Source organism: Providencia xihuensis (genome assembly GCF_041953405.1).
In the GTDB taxonomy this organism is placed as follows: Bacteria; Pseudomonadota; Gammaproteobacteria; order Enterobacterales; family Enterobacteriaceae; genus Providencia; species Providencia vermicola.
On sequence record NZ_CP169565.1, the window covers coordinates 682,775 to 701,182 of the forward strand.

At 42.6% G+C, this 18,408-nt stretch carries 12 protein-coding genes; 8 read left to right on the forward strand and 4 right to left on the reverse strand.

What is annotated here, in order from left to right; all coding sequences use genetic code 11:
- The first annotated feature begins 35 nt into the window (after positions 1-35).
- The 7 genes from ACE2AL_RS02950 to deoD all read left to right on the forward strand — a co-directional run bounded on the left by ACE2AL_RS02950 (position 36) and on the right by deoD (position 8,616).
- Entirely contained in the window at positions 36-1,133 is a 1,098-nt protein-coding gene (locus tag ACE2AL_RS02950; protein ID WP_375083959.1) for a patatin family protein, read from the forward strand.
- Positions 1,126-1,911 (forward strand): TatD family hydrolase, encoded by a 786-nt coding sequence (locus ACE2AL_RS02955; protein ID WP_241016852.1) that lies wholly within the window; start codon positions 1,126-1,128, stop codon positions 1,909-1,911. Before ACE2AL_RS02950 ends, ACE2AL_RS02955 begins: the two co-directional genes overlap by 8 nt.
- Positions 1,912-2,214: 303 nt before the next feature.
- A complete protein-coding gene (locus ACE2AL_RS02960; protein WP_206084786.1) occupies positions 2,215-3,498 on the forward strand; it encodes a NupC/NupG family nucleoside CNT transporter in 1,284 nt (427 codons plus the stop codon).
- A gap of 495 nt (positions 3,499-3,993) precedes the next feature.
- Positions 3,994-4,773 (forward strand): deoxyribose-phosphate aldolase, encoded by a 780-nt coding sequence (deoC, locus tag ACE2AL_RS02965; RefSeq protein ID WP_047755652.1) that lies wholly within the window; start codon positions 3,994-3,996, stop codon positions 4,771-4,773.
- Between the two features lie 48 nt (positions 4,774-4,821).
- Positions 4,822-6,144, forward strand: coding sequence for a thymidine phosphorylase (gene deoA, locus ACE2AL_RS02970; RefSeq protein WP_219245644.1), 1,323 nt, complete (start codon positions 4,822-4,824; stop codon positions 6,142-6,144).
- Positions 6,145-6,197: 53 nt separating this feature from the next.
- Positions 6,198-7,421, forward strand: a complete 1,224-nt coding sequence (gene deoB / locus ACE2AL_RS02975; protein ID WP_206084490.1) for a phosphopentomutase — start codon at positions 6,198-6,200, stop codon at positions 7,419-7,421.
- A gap of 478 nt (positions 7,422-7,899) precedes the next feature.
- Positions 7,900-8,616: a purine-nucleoside phosphorylase gene (gene deoD, locus ACE2AL_RS02980; protein ID WP_206084491.1), complete on the forward strand. Its 717-nt coding sequence runs from the start codon at positions 7,900-7,902 to the stop codon at positions 8,614-8,616.
- A gap of 64 nt (positions 8,617-8,680) precedes the next feature.
- Here deoD and ACE2AL_RS02985 read toward each other — a convergent pair whose 3' ends face one another.
- Positions 8,681-9,175 carry a GNAT family N-acetyltransferase gene (locus ACE2AL_RS02985; protein WP_349415774.1) on the reverse strand — a complete coding sequence of 165 codons (495 nt, stop codon included), beginning with the start codon at positions 9,173-9,175 and terminating at the stop codon, positions 8,681-8,683.
- 214 nt (positions 9,176-9,389) lie between these two features.
- Here ACE2AL_RS02985 and ACE2AL_RS02990 point away from each other — a divergent pair, with 214 nt between their 5' ends.
- On the forward strand, positions 9,390-10,937 hold the full coding sequence (locus tag ACE2AL_RS02990; protein ID WP_375083962.1) for a hypothetical protein: 1,548 nt from the start codon (positions 9,390-9,392) through the stop codon (positions 10,935-10,937).
- A gap of 65 nt (positions 10,938-11,002) precedes the next feature.
- On the opposite strand, the gene ACE2AL_RS02995 is transcribed toward ACE2AL_RS02990, so the two are convergent.
- The 3 genes from ACE2AL_RS02995 to ACE2AL_RS03005 form a co-directional block, all read right to left on the reverse strand.
- Positions 11,003-13,792: a M16 family metallopeptidase gene (locus ACE2AL_RS02995; RefSeq protein WP_375083963.1), complete on the reverse strand. Its 2,790-nt coding sequence runs from the start codon at positions 13,790-13,792 to the stop codon at positions 11,003-11,005.
- Positions 13,782-15,488: an ABC transporter ATP-binding protein/permease gene (locus ACE2AL_RS03000; protein WP_272574292.1), complete on the reverse strand. Its 1,707-nt coding sequence runs from the start codon at positions 15,486-15,488 to the stop codon at positions 13,782-13,784. Before ACE2AL_RS03000 ends, ACE2AL_RS02995 begins: the two co-directional genes overlap by 11 nt.
- A gap of 69 nt (positions 15,489-15,557) precedes the next feature.
- Positions 15,558-18,326 carry a secretin and TonB N-terminal domain-containing protein gene (locus tag ACE2AL_RS03005; RefSeq protein WP_375083964.1) on the reverse strand — a complete coding sequence of 923 codons (2,769 nt, stop codon included), beginning with the start codon at positions 18,324-18,326 and terminating at the stop codon, positions 15,558-15,560.
- Positions 18,327-18,408 lie beyond the last annotated feature (82 nt).

Genomic DNA, 18,408 nt, shown 5'->3' on the forward strand with positions numbered 1-18,408 from the left:
AGTCATGAACGCTATTCAATTCATTCAGGTGTATTATGGGAAAACACGTTTCAGTCACTTTAGGCACTATTGAGCCTCTCGCATTTTTAGATAATATCAACTCAGGAAAAACCGCATTGATTTGTGAAGGTGGCGGGCAGCGAGGGATTTTTACTGCAGGTGTACTGGACGAGTTTCTGATTTCTGACTTTAATCCATTTGATTTAATGATTGGTACCTCCGCAGGGGCGCAAAATTTGTCTGCTTATATTTGCGGGCAAGCAGGCTACGCTCGCCGTGTGATCACCCGTTATACCACCAATTCTGCGTTTTTTAATCCACTACGTTTTATCCGTGGGGGTCACCTCATTGACCTCGATTGGTTGATAGAAACCACAGCAAAAGAGCTCCCTTTGAGAATGGAAGCGGGGCTGGATCTCTTGGATTCAGGCCGTGAATTTTATATGGGGGCTAGCCGTAGTGATAATTTTTCTGCTGAGTTTTTACAACCCAATGCAGATACTTGGCTGGATATTATTCGTGCATCGAGTGCAATCCCTGGGTTCTACCGCGAAGGCGTTGAATTTGATGGCACGTTATACCACGATGGTGGGATTAGTGCGGCAATCCCTGTTGAAGAAGCCTACCGACGCGGGGCTGAAACAATTGTGGTGATCCGTACTGTGCCATCCCAAATGTATTTCACCCCTGAATGGGTGAAAAGAATGACGCGCTGGTTGGAAGGTGAGAATAACGGATTACAGCGCATGGCGGCGATGTTGAAAGTGCATCTGAAAAGCTATCGTAAGACGCAAGAATTTATTGAAAATCCGCCTAAAGATGTGCAAGTTTTCGAAATTTACCCACCTGTTCCGCTAAAAAGTAGTGCGTTGGGGAGTAAAGTCTCTTCCTTAAATGAAGACTATCATACAGGGCGACGTTGTGGGCGTTATTTCATTGCTGCTCTTGGTGCAGGGTTTAATCAGAGTCAAAACAGCTTCAGTCGCACTTTGGCGCGGAAGATGGAACTCAATCCCCTCGAGATTGATATCGAACCTTCAGAGCAAAATGCATCAGTGCCTGAAGACTTAGTGCCAGAGCTTGTCGAGGCACCTTCAATTATATTTCCAGTGAATGAAAATCGTAATGGATAAACCACAATTTATTGATACACACTGCCATTTTGATTTTCCGCCTTTTAGTGATGCGCTTAGCGAAAGCTTGCACCTTGCACAACAAAGTGGCGTAGAACAGATTGTTATTCCTACGGTGAGTTTAGATAACTTCGCTCGTGTATGGCAATTGGCGCAGCAATACCCACAATTGCATGCAGCGATGGGGTTTCATCCTCTGTATATCAGTCAGTATCAAGATGCACATTTTGATGTATTAGTGGATTACCTTCAGCAGAAAAATAAAAACTGCGTGGCAGTAGGGGAAATTGGACTCGATCTATACATGCCAAACCCGCAGTTTGAGCGCCAACAGCAATTGTTAATCGCGCAACTTAAGCTGGCAAAGCAGTTTGATTTACCTGTCATTTTGCATTCCCGCAAAACGCATGACCCACTAGCAGCGATATTGCGCCGTATTGATGTGCCTGCTCGCGGTGTGGTACATGGTTTTTCGGGGAGCTTATCCCAAGCTCAAGCTTTTGTTAAACTTGGTTATTATATTGGTGTAGGGGGAACGATAACCTATAAGCGCGCTAATAAAACTCGCTATGTGATGTCGCAATTACCACTCACATCATTATTGTTTGAAACTGATGCGCCAGATATGCCTGTTTCAGGTTTCCAGGGAGAGCCCAATCGGCCAGAGCGTCTTGAGTGGGTTTTTCGTTCATTTTGTGAGCTTCGCCACGAATCTCCAGAAGAAATCGCTCAACAACTTTACAATAATAGCCTGTCGTTATTTAATCTGACAAAGTAAAAACAGTTAAAACGATAAGTAATACTTATATAAATCTGTTTCCCATCTGATTTAATCCATTCAGCTTTTACTACGACTTATGGCACCTTTAGGGCCTTTCCAGATAAAACTGACTCAGTTTTGTGATTTTTATCACATTATTTGAATTTTCAGTGTTTCTTGCACCTCGTATTTGTGATGAACATTGCGAGTTATTCATGATGACTAGGTATAATCATCACACAAAGAGACAAGGCGACTTACACGTTTCCTTATATATCAACCTAGAATCAAGTGAACAGGGATCCTTCCATGCAACTCATTATGAGTATTATAGGAATGGCGGTACTCATCGCGATAGCTATCCTATTTTCTAGCAATCGCCGAGCGATAAGACTTCGCACTGTAGGTGGTGCTTTTATTATCCAGTTGGCAATCGGCGCATTAGTGTTATATGTCCCTGCTGGGCGCAGCGTGCTACAAGGGATGTCTGATGGTGTTTCTAAAGTCATCGGATATGGTCAAGATGGTATGAGCTTTATTTTTGGCGGCTTAGTGTCCGACAAAATGTTTGAATTATTTGGCGGTGGCGGCTTTATTTTTGCTTTTCGCGTTCTGCCTATCATTGTGTTTTTCTCATCGTTGATCGCTGTACTTTATTACTTAGGTATCATGCAGTTGGTGATTAAAGTATTGGGTGGCGGTTTACAGAAAGTTCTTGGTACATCACGAACTGAGTCCTTATCTGCGACGGCGAACATTTTCGTGGGTCAAACTGAAGCACCTTTAGTTGTTCGTCCTTATATTGCAACCATGACCACTTCTGAACTGTTTGCGATTATGTGTGGTGGTTTAGCGTCAGTGGCGGGTTCTGTGTTAGCGGGTTACGCACAAATGGGCGTGCCAATGGAATACTTGATTGCTGCATCATTTATGGCAGCACCTGGTGGTCTGTTATTCGCAAAACTGATGGTTCCTGAAACAGAAGATGCGCGCGATAGAGTTAACGCGACTGATTTAGTTGCAGAAGATGAACGTCCTGCAAATATTATTGATGCCGCAGCAGCGGGAGCATCGTCAGGGATGCAATTAGCATTGAATGTTGGCGCAATGTTATTAGCGTTCATTGCATTGATTGCATTAATCAACGGTATTTTAGGTGGTATTGGTGGCTGGTTTGATTATCCTCAGCTGTCCCTTGAGTTGCTATTAGGTTGGTTGTTTGCGCCTATCGCTTACTTAATTGGTGTGCCGTGGAGTGAAGCCACTATTGCGGGCTCATTTATTGGTCAAAAAATTGTTGTGAATGAATTTGTTGCCTTCATGAATTTCGGTGAATACATGAAGGCAGATGCAGAAGTGATTGCGGCAGGTAAGCAAGTACTGTCTGATCATACAAAAGCCATTATTTCATTCGCATTGTGTGGTTTTGCGAACTTATCGTCAGTGGCAATTTTGCTGGGTGGTTTAGGCGGAATGGCACCAAATCGCCGTGGCGACGTTGCGCGTCTTGGCATGAAAGCTGTCATGGCAGGAACATTGTCTAACTTAATGAGTGCGACTATTGCTGGCTTCTTCTTGACCTTGGGGGCAGCCGCGGTAGCATAAAGCATCGTGTAAGATTTTAGGCAGGTTTATTCAGCCTGTTCACTATAGAAGCGGAAGGGTGTAGCTCTTTCGCTTTTATTTTTATCGGTTATATTCTTTTGCTATCTTTTATATTCAAAGGCAGAATTTCAACTATTCTTAACTTAGTCAATTAATGATTGTTTAAGGTTAGAAAAGCCATTTGAGTGAATAAATTAACAGATAGATCGGGTATAATGAGATCTTATTCACATAATTATATTTAATAATGTAACATTCAGTCGATTAATGTGATTTGTAGCACATAAAGTGACGCTGTTCCATGGTCAAATAGACACTAGTAAGCTGCTAATGGAACTGCTAGTTCTCAGAGTCGAATGACTCTAGGGCATCGTGCGGTGAGAAGGAACTCAGCTGCTCAGTTCGGAAGCATCCGGCTGGCATCTTTAAGGAACCAAGCCCGCTCGCCAACAAAGAACGTGTCGTTCTGAAGAATTAATAACGTTGGAGAGTTATATGACTGATTTAAAAGCAGCCGCACAACGCGCGCTGACCCTGATGGATTTAACCACATTGAATGATGACGACACTGATGCAAAAGTGATCGCATTATGCCATCAAGCCAAAAGCCCTGCTGGCAACACAGCGGCAATTTGTATCTACCCTCGTTTTATTCCAATTGCGCGTAAAACTTTGCGTGAGCAAGGTACGCCTGACGTTCGCATCGCGACCGTAACCAACTTCCCACACGGTAATGATGATATTGAAATCGCATTAGCAGAAACTAAAGCCGCTATCGCTTATGGTGCGGATGAAGTTGACGTTGTATTCCCATACCGTGCGCTGATCGCAGGCAATGAGCAAATTGGTTTTGATTTAGTCAAAGCGTGTAAAGACGCATGTGCAGCTGCCAATGTGTTACTGAAAGTGATCATTGAAACGGGTGAATTAAAAGATGCTGCGTTAATTCGTAAAGCGTCTGAAATTTCAATTAAAGCTGGTGCTGACTTTATCAAAACCTCAACAGGTAAAGTGCCTGTTAACGCAACATTAGAAAGTGCAGAAATCATGATGCAAGTCATCAGTGATATGGGCGTTGCAAAAACCGTTGGTTTCAAACCTGCTGGTGGTGTACGTACCGCAGAAGAAGCGGCTGATTACTTAGCATTAGCAGGCCGAATTTTAGGTGACAATTGGGCTGATAGCCGCCACTTCCGTTTTGGCGCATCAAGCTTATTAGCAAATTTATTAAACACGCTGGGCTACGACGTTAAAAAATCAAGCAGCAGTTATTAATTTTCGCATTATTGTTAGCCGATAAATTCGACTTTAAAGGAGTATATCGTGTTTCTGGCACAAGAAATTATTCGTAAAAAACGCGATGGTAAACCATTAAGCGAAGAGGAAATTCGCTTTTTTATCAATGGTGTTCGTGATAATTCTGTTTCGGAAGGTCAAATTGCTGCACTGGCAATGACCATCTATTTTAACGATATGACGATGCCTGAGCGTGTTGCACTGACGCTGGCTATGCGTGATTCAGGAACGGTGCTGAATTGGAAATCACTCAACCTTAACGGCCCGTTGGTGGACAAGCACTCTACAGGCGGTGTTGGTGATGTGACTTCGCTGATGCTAGGCCCAATGGTCGCTGCATGTGGCGGTTATGTCCCTATGATTTCAGGCCGTGGTCTGGGTCATACAGGTGGTACGTTGGATAAGCTGGAAGCTATCCCTAATTTCGACATCTTTCCTGATGATGTTCGTTTCCGTGACATTATTAAAGATGTGGGTGTGGCAATTATTGGGCAAACCAATTCATTAGCGCCAGCAGATAAACGTTTTTATGCAACCCGTGATATTACTGCAACAGTTGACTCGATTCCGCTGATTACGGCATCCATTTTAGGTAAAAAACTGGCTGAAGGCCTTGATGCCTTAGTTATGGACGTAAAAGTCGGCTCTGGTGCATTTATGCCAACCTATGAGAAATCAGAAGAACTGGCAGAGTCAATTGTCAAAGTGGCAAATGGCGCAGGGTGTAAAACGACGGCATTGTTAACCGACATGAACGAAGTGTTAGCGTCCAGTGCGGGTAATGCGGTTGAAGTGCGCGAAGCAGTGCAATTCTTAACTGGCGAATACCGCAACCCGCGTCTGTATGAAGTGACAATGGCACTTTGTGTGGAAATGCTGGTTTCAGGCTCGTTAGCGGCTACTCGTGAAGAGGCTCGCCAAAAACTGCAAGCGGTGCTGGATAACGGTAAAGCGGCAGAAGTGTTTGGTCGTATGGTTGCAGCACAAAAAGGCCCAGCAGATTTTGTTGAAAATTATGACAAATACCTACCAACTGCTGTGCTGAGCAAAGCAGTTTATGCACCGAAAGACGGTATTATCACGCAAATGGATACGCGTGCATTGGGGATGTCCGTTGTGACATTAGGCGGCGGTCGCCGTAAAGCAACTGACCCAATTGACTACAGTGTTGGTTTGAGTGATATCGCGGCACTCGGCGCGAAAGTGGATACACAAACACCATTGGCAATTATCCATGCAAACAGTGAAAAAGCATGGGAAGAAGCGGCAAAAGAAGTGCGCGCAGCAATGGTAATTGGTGAAAATTCCCCAGAGCAAACGCCGATGGTTTATCGCCAAATCAGCGAGTAATACAAATAGATTTTAGTGGTATATCGTTCTAATAAATACCGCAGGAGAAAAATATGAAACGCACATTTATTATGGTTTTGGATTCCTTTGGGATCGGCGCTGCACACGATGCACATAAATTTGGTGATGAAGGCTCAAATACATTGGGTCACATTGCAGATGCTTGTGCACGCGGCGAAGCGGATATTGGTCGTAAAGGGCCTCTGCATTTACCTAATTTAACAAAATTAGGTTTAGGTAAAGCAGGAGAAGAATCAAGCGGTTCATTCCCTGCGGGTCTTGATCCTAATGCTGAAATTATCGGTGCATATGGTTACGCAAGCGAGATTTCTTCTGGTAAAGATACCCCATCAGGCCACTGGGAAATCGCAGGTGTACCTGTGTTATTCGATTGGGGATATTTCTCTGACGAAGAAAACAGCTTTCCACAAGAACTGCTAGATACTTTAGTTAAAAAAGCCAACCTGCCAGGCTACTTAGGTAACTGCCATTCATCTGGTACTGTCATCCTAGACCAACTGGGTGAAGAGCACATGAAAACTGGGAAACCAATTTTCTATACTTCTGCAGACTCTGTATTCCAAATTGCGTGTCACGAAGAAACGTATGGCTTAGACAAACTGTATGAGCTGTGCGAAATCGCACGTGAAGAGTTAACCAAAGGTGGTTATAACATTGGTCGTGTTATCGCGCGTCCATTTGTGGGTGATAAAGCAGGTAACTTCTCGCGTACGGGCAACCGTCACGATTTAGCGGTTGAGCCACCAGCACCAACTGTACTGAAAAAATTAGTGGATGAGAAACAAGGTGAAGTCGTTTCTATCGGCAAAATTGCGGATATTTACGCGCACGTTGGTATCACTAAGAAAATCAAAGCAACAGGTATCGATGCACTGTTTGATGCAACAGTAGAAGAAATGAAACTGGCGGGTGATAACACCATCGTATTCACTAACTTTGTTGACTTTGACTCAGCTTACGGCCACCGCCGTGATGTTGCTGGCTATGCCGCAGCACTCGAATTATTTGACCGTCGCTTACCTGAATTAATGAAACTGGTTAAAGAAGATGACATTCTGATTTTAACTGCTGACCACGGTTGTGACCCAACTTGGCCAGGAACTGACCATACTCGTGAGCACATTCCTGTTCTGGTTTATGGACCAAAAGTGAAACCAGGTTCATTAGGTCACCGCGAAACGTTCGCAGATATTGGTCAGACAGTCGCTAAGTATTTTGATTTGTCTCCAATGGATTACGGCAAACCAATGCTTTAATCCCAATTACCCGTCATACTTTGAGCTGTAGCGGTGTTGGCAGCACAAATCCACCCTAATCACATACTTGTGTATGCTCATAGGGATGGTTTTGCTAGCCGCCTAGCTACAACTCAAATTATCTAGGGTAATAAGTTACTTAGGGTAATAAGTTGCTTAGAGTAATGAGCAAACTTTACCGTCATACTTTGAGCTGTACGGTGTTGGCAGCACAAATCCACCCTAATCACATACTTGTGTATGCTCATAGGGATGGTTTTGCTAGTCGCCTAGCTACAACTCAAATTATCTAGGGTAATAAGTTACTTAGGGTAATAAGTTGCTTAGAGTAATGAGCAAACTTTACCGTCATACTTTGAGCTGTACGGTGTTGGCTAAAATTTACATTGCTTAGGGTAATGGCATACTGATTCTAATAATAAGGTGGGGGACCACCTTATTTATTTTAAAAAATTTTATTGTTTAAAGGGAAATAATCATGGCAACTCCACATATTAATGCAGAAATGGGTGATTTCGCTGATGTCGTTCTGATGCCAGGTGATCCATTACGTGCAAAATACATCGCAGAAACTTTCCTGCAAGATGTCCGTCAAGTGAACAATGTTCGTGGCATGTTAGGTTTTACAGGGACTTATAAAGGTCGTAAGATTTCTGTTATGGGTCACGGCATGGGTATCCCTTCTTGTTCAATCTATGCAAAAGAATTGATCACCGATTTCGGTGTGAAAGTGATTATCCGTGTAGGTTCATGTGGTGCAGTGATGGATGATGTGAAACTGCGTGATGTTGTTATCGGTATGGGTGCTTGCACAGACTCTAAAGTTAACCGCCTGCGTTTCAAAGACCAAGATTTCGCGGCAATCGCAGATTATGATTTAGTTCACAACGCGGTTGAAGCGGCAAAAGCCAGAAAAGTTAACGTCCGTGTGGGTAACCTGTTCTCTGCTGACCTGTTCTATACGCCAGATCCAGACATGTTCAAAGTGATGGAAAAATACGGCATCTTAGGTGTTGAAATGGAAGCTGCGGGTATCTATGGTGTTGCGGCAGAATACGGTGCGCGCGCACTGGCTATCTGTACTGTATCTGATCACATCAAAACAGGCGAGCAAACCACTTCTGACGAACGCCAAACAACATTCAACGAAATGATTGAAATTGCGCTGGATTCAGTGCTGTTAGGCGACAAATAGTCGTTAGCGAAATACCGAGATGATTTCTTTAAAATGCCACGTATTGTGTGGCATTTTTTTATCGCTATTTTTTGATCCTACTCATCATCACCGCATCAACGTATTGCCCATCACGGAATGCATAATCACGCATTCTACCTTCTTGCTCGAAGCCAAATTTCTTATATAAGCCAATGCCATTATCGTTGTCGGCAAATACTTCTAATTCAATACGGCGCACATTCAACCAGTTATCGCAGTAATCCACCATCACTTGCATCAGCTTTGAGCCAATGCCTTTTCTTTGGTGTGCTTCGCTAACCGTGATGCCAAAGGTGGCCACATGGCGACGGCGAACTTGACCCGGCTGGCTGATAGTCAGCAAACCCACAACTTCTTCATTAATGGTGGCGACAAACTGGGTGACGAGTGGGTCATTCGTCCCAAGGCGTGCTTCCCACGTTTTTGTCGTTGGGTATGGTAGTTGTAAGGTGTTGGCATACGCCGAATAGTCCGCGTGCATTTTGGTGATTGCAGGCACATCGTTCAGTGTTGCTCTGCGGATGGTTACGTTGTTCATTACTTTACTCATTATTGTCGTTTCTAGAATATATTAATCACATCAAAATTATTTTATGTCAATGAGATATAAGACTTATTACATAAAAAACGATGAAATAAAGTAAACGTTTTATAATCGTTATTTGATATAAAAGACTAATCTATCACTATACTATTTTTATGATATATAAATTTTTATTTAAAAATAAAACGAATGTTAGAGGGGGATTGATATGCCAATTTTTGGAAAACAAAAATTTGATGAACAAAAATATCTAACTATGTCATTGAATGAGATGGTAATAGCAATAACCAGAAATCCAAGGGTTTTCGAAGGGAAAAGCGATATCATTATCAATAAAATAAAAACAGCCAAAAACAATGGCGAGAATGGCTGGGCAGAAATAAATAAATCATGGGGTATTGTTGCGAGCGGGAAAGCGAAAGAAAAAATTGATAAGTATTTTAATCAAGGGTTGAAAGTTGATAGTGATCCTTCAATAAATAAAAATATAAAGATAAACTTTAGTGATAAAGGGGCAACGCTCCAACTTATAGGTGTTAAAGATAAAGAAATATCTAATTCTGAAAATGAATGTGAGAGGTGCGATTTTAGTAGTAAGATAGAAAAGAAATTTAAACAGGCTGTAAATAAAATGGCAGGTAATATTGAAAGTAAAATGGAGTCAACAAAAGAAAAAAAGAGAGCTGAAGAGAGTGAGGAAATAAAGAAAGTTGAATATGATAGCTTTGATGATTTAATTAATGATTTAAAAAAAGGAGGCGCTTTATCTGAGAATGGATTGAATCATATAAAAATTTTGATGAGTTACATTATAACAAAAAATACAATCGATAGAAATGAAAGTGTAAGGGGGGAACTTGAAGGTTTATTTAAGAAAATTCACGATTCATTGAATAATGATGTAGATAAAAGAAAAATTCTTCTTATATATCAAAATGCACGCTTCTTATCTCTATATAACGCATCCTGTCGAGTTGAAACCTACGCGATAGAAAGTTTACTTGAAAAACAAAAGTTCCCTAAGGAAATAATCACTCAAGTTAAAGAATGCCTTATTGGTTATTCGAATGAATATTTATCTAAGATTAAATTAAACGAATCTGAGTATAAAAAATATATTAAAAACATAAAAAAACATTCGGATTTTTCAGTTTTTAAGGAGATTGAAAGTATTGATAAAATTAATTTAATTAAAAATGTTCTCTCTGAAAATGAATTTACAAGTGAGAACAGAAAGTTTTTAACGGAACTGAGTCATAATTTAACGGATGAAAGAATTATTGACTTTATAAAAGATAAAATAAATTTAGATATTAAATTGTTACAATCTGAATATAATGAGAAATATTTAGAAGAAATAAATGCATATAACCAGTATATTAAAAAGAAAAATGAAATTATAGATGCTGCTATTAATAGAATTGAATCAATGTTAATAGCAAAAAAAATACCTAAAAGTATTGTAGACTCTGTGATTCAAGTCATTAATAAAGAAAGAAGTGACACAAAGATAGAGCTGCTTTCCTCTAAAATTGATTTAATTATCAACATTCTCCAGTGTAAAAGAATTAAAGGTAATGAAATTACTAACGATATTGAACACTATCTGAATATTTCAATGGAACAATTAAAACTAGAGGTTGAAATAGCGAAATCTAAAAGAATGTCATTTCAAGAGCGCATATCTTCATTCTTTAATAACTTAAATAATCGAGTGTTAAATTTTATCTATAACGTAAGGCATTCATTTAAATAATAGTACGATTAATGTACCTATGGAAACCAACAGCTTGATAAATAAAGCTGTTGGTTTTTCTGATATTAAGGCGTCATCATAAACACTTTGCTATTTTGCCCTAAATATTGACCAGCCAAACGGTTTATATCTTCAACCGTGAGTTGGCGTACAATAGCTTGCTCTTGGTTTAAACGTTGATATTGCCCATCATCAGCAGCGATTTGTGCCAATGCTTCAGTCCAATAGCTCGCACTATCAGTGACTTGTGAATTCTCTGTTAACCAAATATTTTTGGCTTCGGTTAACTCTTTTTCACTCACACCCGATTGGCGAATTTGCGCAATGGTTTTTTGCGCGATTGCCGTCATTTCCTGCGCACGCTCAGGGGAGGTGGTGAAGTTCAAGCGAGCAAGGTAATAAGGCTGTGGTTTTTTCGCTAACATCTGCGAAAAACCGAGTGCATAAATTCCGCTGGCTTTTTCACGTAGTTCCCCGCGTAAGCGTTGACTAACAAGGGTATCAATCAATTGCAGTGCCAGTTGATCTTGTTGCGACCAAACCGCAGGCGCCGCAAATTGAATGCTTACCATGCTTTTATCACTGCTACTGATTGGGTAGGTTTTATTGAAACTCGCCATTTTTGGCATGATGCCTTGGTCGCGTGATACCAATTTTTGGTCACTAGATGGCAGTGAAGCAACCCATTTCTCTAACATTGGTTTCAGGTCCTTGCTATTCATCGCCCCTGTTATGACCAACGTCATATCCGCGGTTGAGGTGAGCAATTGGCGATTGGCTTGTTGCAATTGTTGTGCGGTGAATTGCTGCCAGCCACCTTGTGGATTGATGACTAAAAATTCACCGTGGGTATAACTTTCCTGATTGATATTATCTAGGAAGGTTCGCTCTACCGGGGTTTTCGATAAATTTAACGCGAAAGACTGTTTTTGTTGCTCGAGTTTTTCCCCGCTAAATTGCGGCGCAGTGAGCTTTAAATTCAGCAGCTGCAATGCCGTTTCGAGGTTATCTACAGGGGTTTTACCACGAAAACCGTGTGTCAGTAACTCACTGTAAGGGCGTAGCGAAATTTGGTTGTGTTTTGCCAGCAGCGCTAAATCACGCGCGCTGTAGTGACCATAACCACTGCTTTCAGGCAGTTTCAATGCCCAGTCGGTTAAACCTGCAGTTTGTTGGGTTTCTAAGGAACGGCCGCCTGGTAATTGAAGGTTAAACTGAATATCATCTTTAAGATTTTTATCCGTTTTAACAATCACTTTGATGCCATTACTTAATGTCCATTGCTCGGTTTTATCAACAGGCAATTTGTCTTGCTTAACAATAGTGCCTTTTACTACTTCAGGCAGTTGCAAGGTAATCGCTTTTGAACGCAACGTAAATGGCCCTGGTGAGCTTTGGCGGGCGTTGAGCCATTGGGTATTAAATGTGGATTTATCCACGGTTGGGGCATCAGTATCTGGGCCAATCAGCGCTAAGCGCGGGGAAGCCACTTGCAGGAATTTTGCCACGTGTTGCTGTAACGCTTGTGGTTTTATTCCATTAATCAATTGATAGCTGCCATCCAATTGCTGGCGTTTATTCCACATTGGCATGTCATACTCAAGGGCGGTCGTCAGTTGCCCTGCCAGATAATCATTGCTGTAACGCTGTTCAGAGGCGGCTTGTAAACTGAGTTTTTTCAACATCGCTTGTTTTGCGCTATCGAGCTCTTCTTGGGTTACAGGCTCTGTGGCTAATCGTTGTAATTCCGTAAACAGAATTTGCGTGGCACCTGCATAGTCATTGCCTTTCGGGTGGATAATCATCAGTTGCTGTAAACGTTGGTTATCCAGCATTGCACCTTGTTCATTGATGCTGATTGACGGTAGAACGCCGTTATCTACCATCACCGTAAAGCGTTGGTTTAAAATGGCGAGCCATAAACTGTCTAATAAGTCTTCTTGCTGCCCTAAGCGGGTATTTAGCGGTGCGCTAACATCCTTTTGCAATGCGAATTGGACATAGCGTGCACCTTGTTCCTTATCAAAAATTCCTTGCACTAACATATTGGTGGAACTAGCAAATTGCTTCCATTGTGGGTTATCTTCCGCCACTTTTTCAGGTTTAGGTAAGGCAAATAACGTATTGACCTGATTGCGAACTGAAGAACTATTAAAGTCACCAATCACTAACAGGGTCATGCGTTGTGGTTGGTACCATGTTTGATAGTAGTTTTTGGCTTGTTCAATTGGGGCTTGGCGTACGATATCGAGGGAGCCAATCGGGTTACGTTCTGCATAACGACTGCCGTGGTAACGTAGTTTTTCAAGGCTATCATTAATGCGATAACCCATCCCTTGGCGTAAACGCCACTCCTCGACAATCACTGGACGTTCTTTTTCAAATGCGTCTTGGTCGAACGTCATATTTGAAGCCCAGTCTGCCATGACTTGCAAGCCTGTCTCTACCTGTTTTGTGGTTGCATCGGGTAACGACAACTTATACAGGGTGGAATTTAAACTGGTGATGGCATTGACGTGGCTACCCAGCTTCAGTCCTTGTTGTTCCAGCTGTTTAAAGCCCGTTGTGCTGGGAAAATGTTTAGTGCCTTTAAACGCCATGTGCTCGGTAAAGTGAGCAAGGCCAAGCTGCTGTTCATTTTCTTGCAATGAGCCGCTACTCACTAATAAACGCAGCTCAACACCTGGCTGGCTACGCTGTAAGAGGTAAACTTGCAGGCCGTTATCTAATTTATAATGCTGTAGGTCGCTACGCACAGGCAGTAAAGTTTGTGCATTTTGGCTAGTGGTAGCATGACCTGCACAGCCGCCCAACACTAAGCTGATGCAAGTAACAAAAGTGATTTTACGAAGCATATTCAGGTGTTCCTGTCATTAAAGAGTCAGTACGGACAGACTCTGAAAGGTGAATTTTTTGTTCTGCAAATTGCGTGACAAAGCTTTGGTGGCTGACGAGGACAATCGCGCTATCGTGCAGTTCCGCTTTTAGCAGCGCGAGCAATTCCAATGCGCTGTTTTCATCTAACGCCGATGTGGTTTCATCAAGTAACAACAGTTTCGGGCGGTTAAGCAACAAACGCGCAAACATAATGCGTTGCTGTTCGCCTCCAGATAGGCGGTTGTTCCAGTCCGTTTCTAAGGCTAACTGATGGTGTAGTTTTTCTAACCCCACTAAGGTCAGTGCATACTGGAAATCGTGTTGGTTAAATTGGCTGGCAGCTTGTGGGTAAGCTAATAGGTTATCTAAGCGGCTGATAGGTAAATACAAGCGCTGTGGGATCCACATGACGTGCTCTGTACGTGAAATCGTACCGCTAAAGAACGGCCAGTGCCCACTAAGTGTGCGCAGTAAGGTGGATTTACCAATGCCAGAGCGCCCTGAAATTAATGTCAGTTCCCCTTGTTTAGCCGTAAAATTAACATCTTCAACCAGTAGGCGGTTATCTGCCGTTGATACGCTAATTTTGGCGGTTAACGGCGCATGTTGCTCATCAACAGTGACTTGTGCTTTATTGTCGTTTTCCAATAACACCACGAAGTTATATAAACGAGAGACGGTAGCTTGCCATGCCGCGATTTCTTTATAGGCGAAAATAAACCAGCCCAAAGAGGTGGCAACGCTAGTGAACGCTTGGCGCAATTGCATTAACCCACCTAACATAATTTCCCCTGCAAGGAATTTAGGCAAGGCCAATAAAACAGGTGCTAATGCGGTGACTTGTTGGTAACCCACAGTGTAAAAAGATAAATTTCGTTCACAGCGGATCAAACGGTTCCAGTTAGTGATGATTTCACCAAAACGCCCCATTAACTCTTTTCTGTCTTGGTTTTCACCACGTTGCCCTGCGATGGCATCACCGTGTTGGCGGCAGTTAATGAGCGAGGTACGGTAATCTGCCTCACGGCGCTGCTTGTCCATATGCAAACGGCGCAGTGGAAAGCCAATCCACTGGGTGAGGGCGATACCAATTAGGGTATAAATGATGCAAGCCCAGAACATATAACCAGGGATAGTCCAATCGCTATCGGCAAAGTTAAACGACAGGCTACCAGAGAGCGTCCATAAAATTGCCGCGAATGAGACGAGTGTTAACATTGAGTGTAGGAATGTCACTACCAAATTGAGGGTTGATTCAATCAGTAAGCGAATGTCTTCGGCAATACGTTGGTCTGGGTTGTCGGGCTCTTGGGCGGTCAACCTTAATAGGTAATGTTTGCTGTTGGGGGATAACCAACGGCCAAGGACTTGCTCAGTCATGCCTTTGCGCCAACGGATAATCAACATTTGTTTGAGGTAATTCCCCATGACCACTACAAATATTAATCCGCTGACTAAGATAACAAAGTACTGTAATAAGCCATACAGTGCTTGCCCATCAAGCTTTTGTAGCGCGTTATAAAAGTCGCCGTTCCACATGTTCATTTTGACGTTGAACCACACGGATGAGAGCGTTAGCCCCAGCGAGGCGAAAAGTAGTATCCAGCACAAAAGGGCAGCACGCTGCCCCCAAAAAGGTTTTACTAAATAGAAAAATTGTTTCAGTGTCTTCATGACGTTTTATTCATTTGTTGTTTTATTTTAATGATTAATATTGTTTTAATTGCTCACATTGCTGGTGGATTACAGGTCGTAATTCACTTGTAACCAGAACTGACGGCCCGGGTCATAGGACTTCAGCACGCGGTCTTCGAACATAAAGCGGTCCGCAATATTTTTATTATTCAATATGTTGTTCACTTCAACCGAGAAACCGAAGCCATGGGCAAAGTCGGGTTTCCAGCCGAGGCGGGTATCCCATGTGTATTTGCTGGCAAAGTTTTGCTTGGTGTATTTGCGTAGTTGGCCCACTTCAGGGTCGCTATAATAAGAGTTGTCATAACGAACGGCTTGGCTGCGAGCTCCCCACCATTGAAGACGGTTATACCAAGTAACATCGTATTCATCCCAGACACTGGTGAGTTCGAGGTTTAACTTGATAGGTGAGTTAAAGCTGGTTGAAGGCAGTTTTGAGGCATCTATAACTTTACCGTCATACCAGACTTTATTCAGGTTCACTTTATTGGCGGGATCGAAAGAGTTATAGCCTGAATCTTTTGGTGTATTACTTTCTGTTTGTTGCCATGTAAAAGACGCATTCATAACATGAGAGGCATCAGCCCATTCCCATGGTTGACTATTTTTCACGGATAAAGTGACTGTATCATGTGAACTACGCCCCCCATTGTCATACATGCGAATACTGCGTTTGTCGGCATCGCGTGTGTCATATTTGGTGCGAGTTCTGACTTCGTCATACCCTTCACGGTGTACGTATTGCAAGCGCCATGTAGTCGAAAGGATCTCTTGTTGCAGTGCTAAGGTGAGCTCATCGTTATATGGAGTTTTTAGTGAATCGATGCCTTCGTAATCTTTTTTATTATCCCAATCGTTATTGTCAGGGTTAAGCGAACATGCGAAATCTTTGCCATAGCCCAAGCAATTTTGCATCCCGTCATTTTGTGCACCGTATAACGCATAAGTGAGCATTGAACGTCCATAATAACGGTTAGCCCCTGCTATCAATTGAGTTGAGCCATCACCGAAGACATCATAAGTTCCACTTAAACGAGGGGCGATATTGGTACGATTGACAAAATCATCGCGATCCAAACGCACCCCTGGACGCAAATTTAATTTGCCATATTGAATGCTATCATCAAGGAAGATGGCGTAATTGGTATAATCCGCAGAATATGAGCCTTTTTTAAACCGAGTGACATTACTTAAGTAACCATCGTATAAGTCATTATCAATGATGTCGCCAGTGTAGGTGTAACGGAAATAGTCTTGATCACGAACGTAGGTTCCTTTGGTGTAATTTACCTCAGCGCCGAGTGTGGGTTGGTGTGTTAATCCAAGTGCATCCTCTTGGGAATTAAAACGCATCACGGTTTTTAGTCCATGAGTTTTCTGTTTAGATTCTAAGTCGCCAAGACCTCCGCTATTGCGTTCAATCATATTCCAATTGTCGTCGAATGCTCTGATCGTTAGGGAATATTTCTGGTCATTTTTTCGATCATCTTTTAAATCTTGGGTATTCGCCGTGACTTCTAGCTGCCCTAAATCTAGCTGATGCTTGAATATGGCGGTAAAACCTAAGCCATTGTGCGTTGAATCATAGCCTGAGTTACTGATTGAAGACGAAAAAAGGCGGCTATCATAGTTGGCGTAATTAGCGGATAAATCTAATGAGCTCTTATCGGATAAATCCAATGAATATTTTAAAAAGTAGTTATCCGAAGTACGGCGCTGATTTTTTTTACCCGAATCAGTGGTGATTGGCTCAACTTGGTTATTCTCCAGCACAAAGGCTTCACCCCCCGTGACTGTCATCGGAATGGTCGAACTGCGGCGTGAGGCAGAGAAGACAATCCCTGAATTTTCACTCACTCCTAATTCAAACCAGCCACCAAAGTCATTTTTATCGTAGCGGTTTTGGAAACGCGCAGGGTTGGCGGTATCATTTTTAGTGGTATCGATGCTTTGTGATGAATCGTGGAACAAATTATTCCAACCTGAACGGGTTAAGCGGTAATAGGCATGGGCGCTATTTTCCCCTTGCCAGCGACGGCTATTCACCTCAACGGTCCCCCCCGTAAAACCACCAAATTCGACAGGAATGTTGTTATCGTACACCGTCATACTGTCAATGAGACGGCTATCGATGTAAATCCCTTGGTCGCTGCTGCTTAAGCGGGTTGACGTTTCCCCTAAACCGTTATCAGCAGGGTCAAAGTCATTATTAAAACTCACACCATCAAGGCGATAGGCATTTTGGTAGCTACTTGAACCGTGGATCGACACGCGGGAAGGTTTGATTTCCCCTTGGTTCATGGAGTTGCTGTCGTTGTTGGCAAATTGCACCGCAGGGTTGGTTTTCATCAGGTCAGTAATGTTGCCATCACCTGTATTTTTTTGGCTGATTTCTTCGGCGGTAACATATTGCGGTGCTGACATCACATCGGTTGCAGGGTGATTCTGAACCACACCCGAGACTTGGGTTTCAGGTAAAACCAATGTGCCTTGGTTTAAATTTTGCTGGCGGATCACGAAAACGCCATTTTCACTGACAAGTTCTAACCCGCTACCGATAAGTATTTTTTGTAATGCGGTTTGTGCTGAGTAATTGCCAGACAATGCAGGTGCACGCAAGCCATTTAATTGGCTTTTATCGTACAATAGTTGGATTTGGCCTTGGCGGCTAATTTCTGCAACGGAGGTTGCGAGCGATTGTTCGGGTAGTGAGAATGCCAGCTCTTGTGCAGCTGCGGATTGGCAAACTATTGCGCTACCAACTGCCACAGCAAGGGCAAGCGGCTTTAACCGGCCTTGAGTAAACTGAATAGACATGGATATCCCTTATTCTTAAGCTGCACAAAAAGTGTGCGGAAAATAGTCAGTAAAAAAACGAACTACTTAAGAAGAGGGTGAA

What these genes read in the sequence shown, in the direction of transcription:
- deoD (WP_206084491.1), top strand. Translation starts at nt 7,900, where the DNA reads ATGGCAACTCCACATATTAATGCAGAAATGGGTGATTTCGCTGATGTC.
- ACE2AL_RS02995 (WP_375083963.1), bottom strand. Translation starts at nt 13,792, where the DNA reads ATGCTTCGTAAAATCACTTTTGTTACTTGCATCAGCTTAGTGTTGGGC.
- ACE2AL_RS02990 (WP_375083962.1), top strand. Translation starts at nt 9,390, where the DNA reads ATGCCAATTTTTGGAAAACAAAAATTTGATGAACAAAAATATCTAACT.
- ACE2AL_RS02960 (WP_206084786.1), top strand. Translation starts at nt 2,215, where the DNA reads ATGAGTATTATAGGAATGGCGGTACTCATCGCGATAGCTATCCTATTT.
- ACE2AL_RS02955 (WP_241016852.1), top strand. Translation starts at nt 1,126, where the DNA reads ATGGATAAACCACAATTTATTGATACACACTGCCATTTTGATTTTCCG.
- deoC (WP_047755652.1), top strand. Translation starts at nt 3,994, where the DNA reads ATGACTGATTTAAAAGCAGCCGCACAACGCGCGCTGACCCTGATGGAT.
- ACE2AL_RS03005 (WP_375083964.1), bottom strand. Translation starts at nt 18,326, where the DNA reads ATGTCTATTCAGTTTACTCAAGGCCGGTTAAAGCCGCTTGCCCTTGCT.
- ACE2AL_RS02950 (WP_375083959.1), top strand. Translation starts at nt 36, where the DNA reads ATGGGAAAACACGTTTCAGTCACTTTAGGCACTATTGAGCCTCTCGCA.
- ACE2AL_RS03000 (WP_272574292.1), bottom strand. Translation starts at nt 15,488, where the DNA reads ATGAAGACACTGAAACAATTTTTCTATTTAGTAAAACCTTTTTGGGGG.
- ACE2AL_RS02985 (WP_349415774.1), bottom strand. Translation starts at nt 9,175, where the DNA reads ATGAACAACGTAACCATCCGCAGAGCAACACTGAACGATGTGCCTGCA.
- deoB (WP_206084490.1), top strand. Translation starts at nt 6,198, where the DNA reads ATGAAACGCACATTTATTATGGTTTTGGATTCCTTTGGGATCGGCGCT.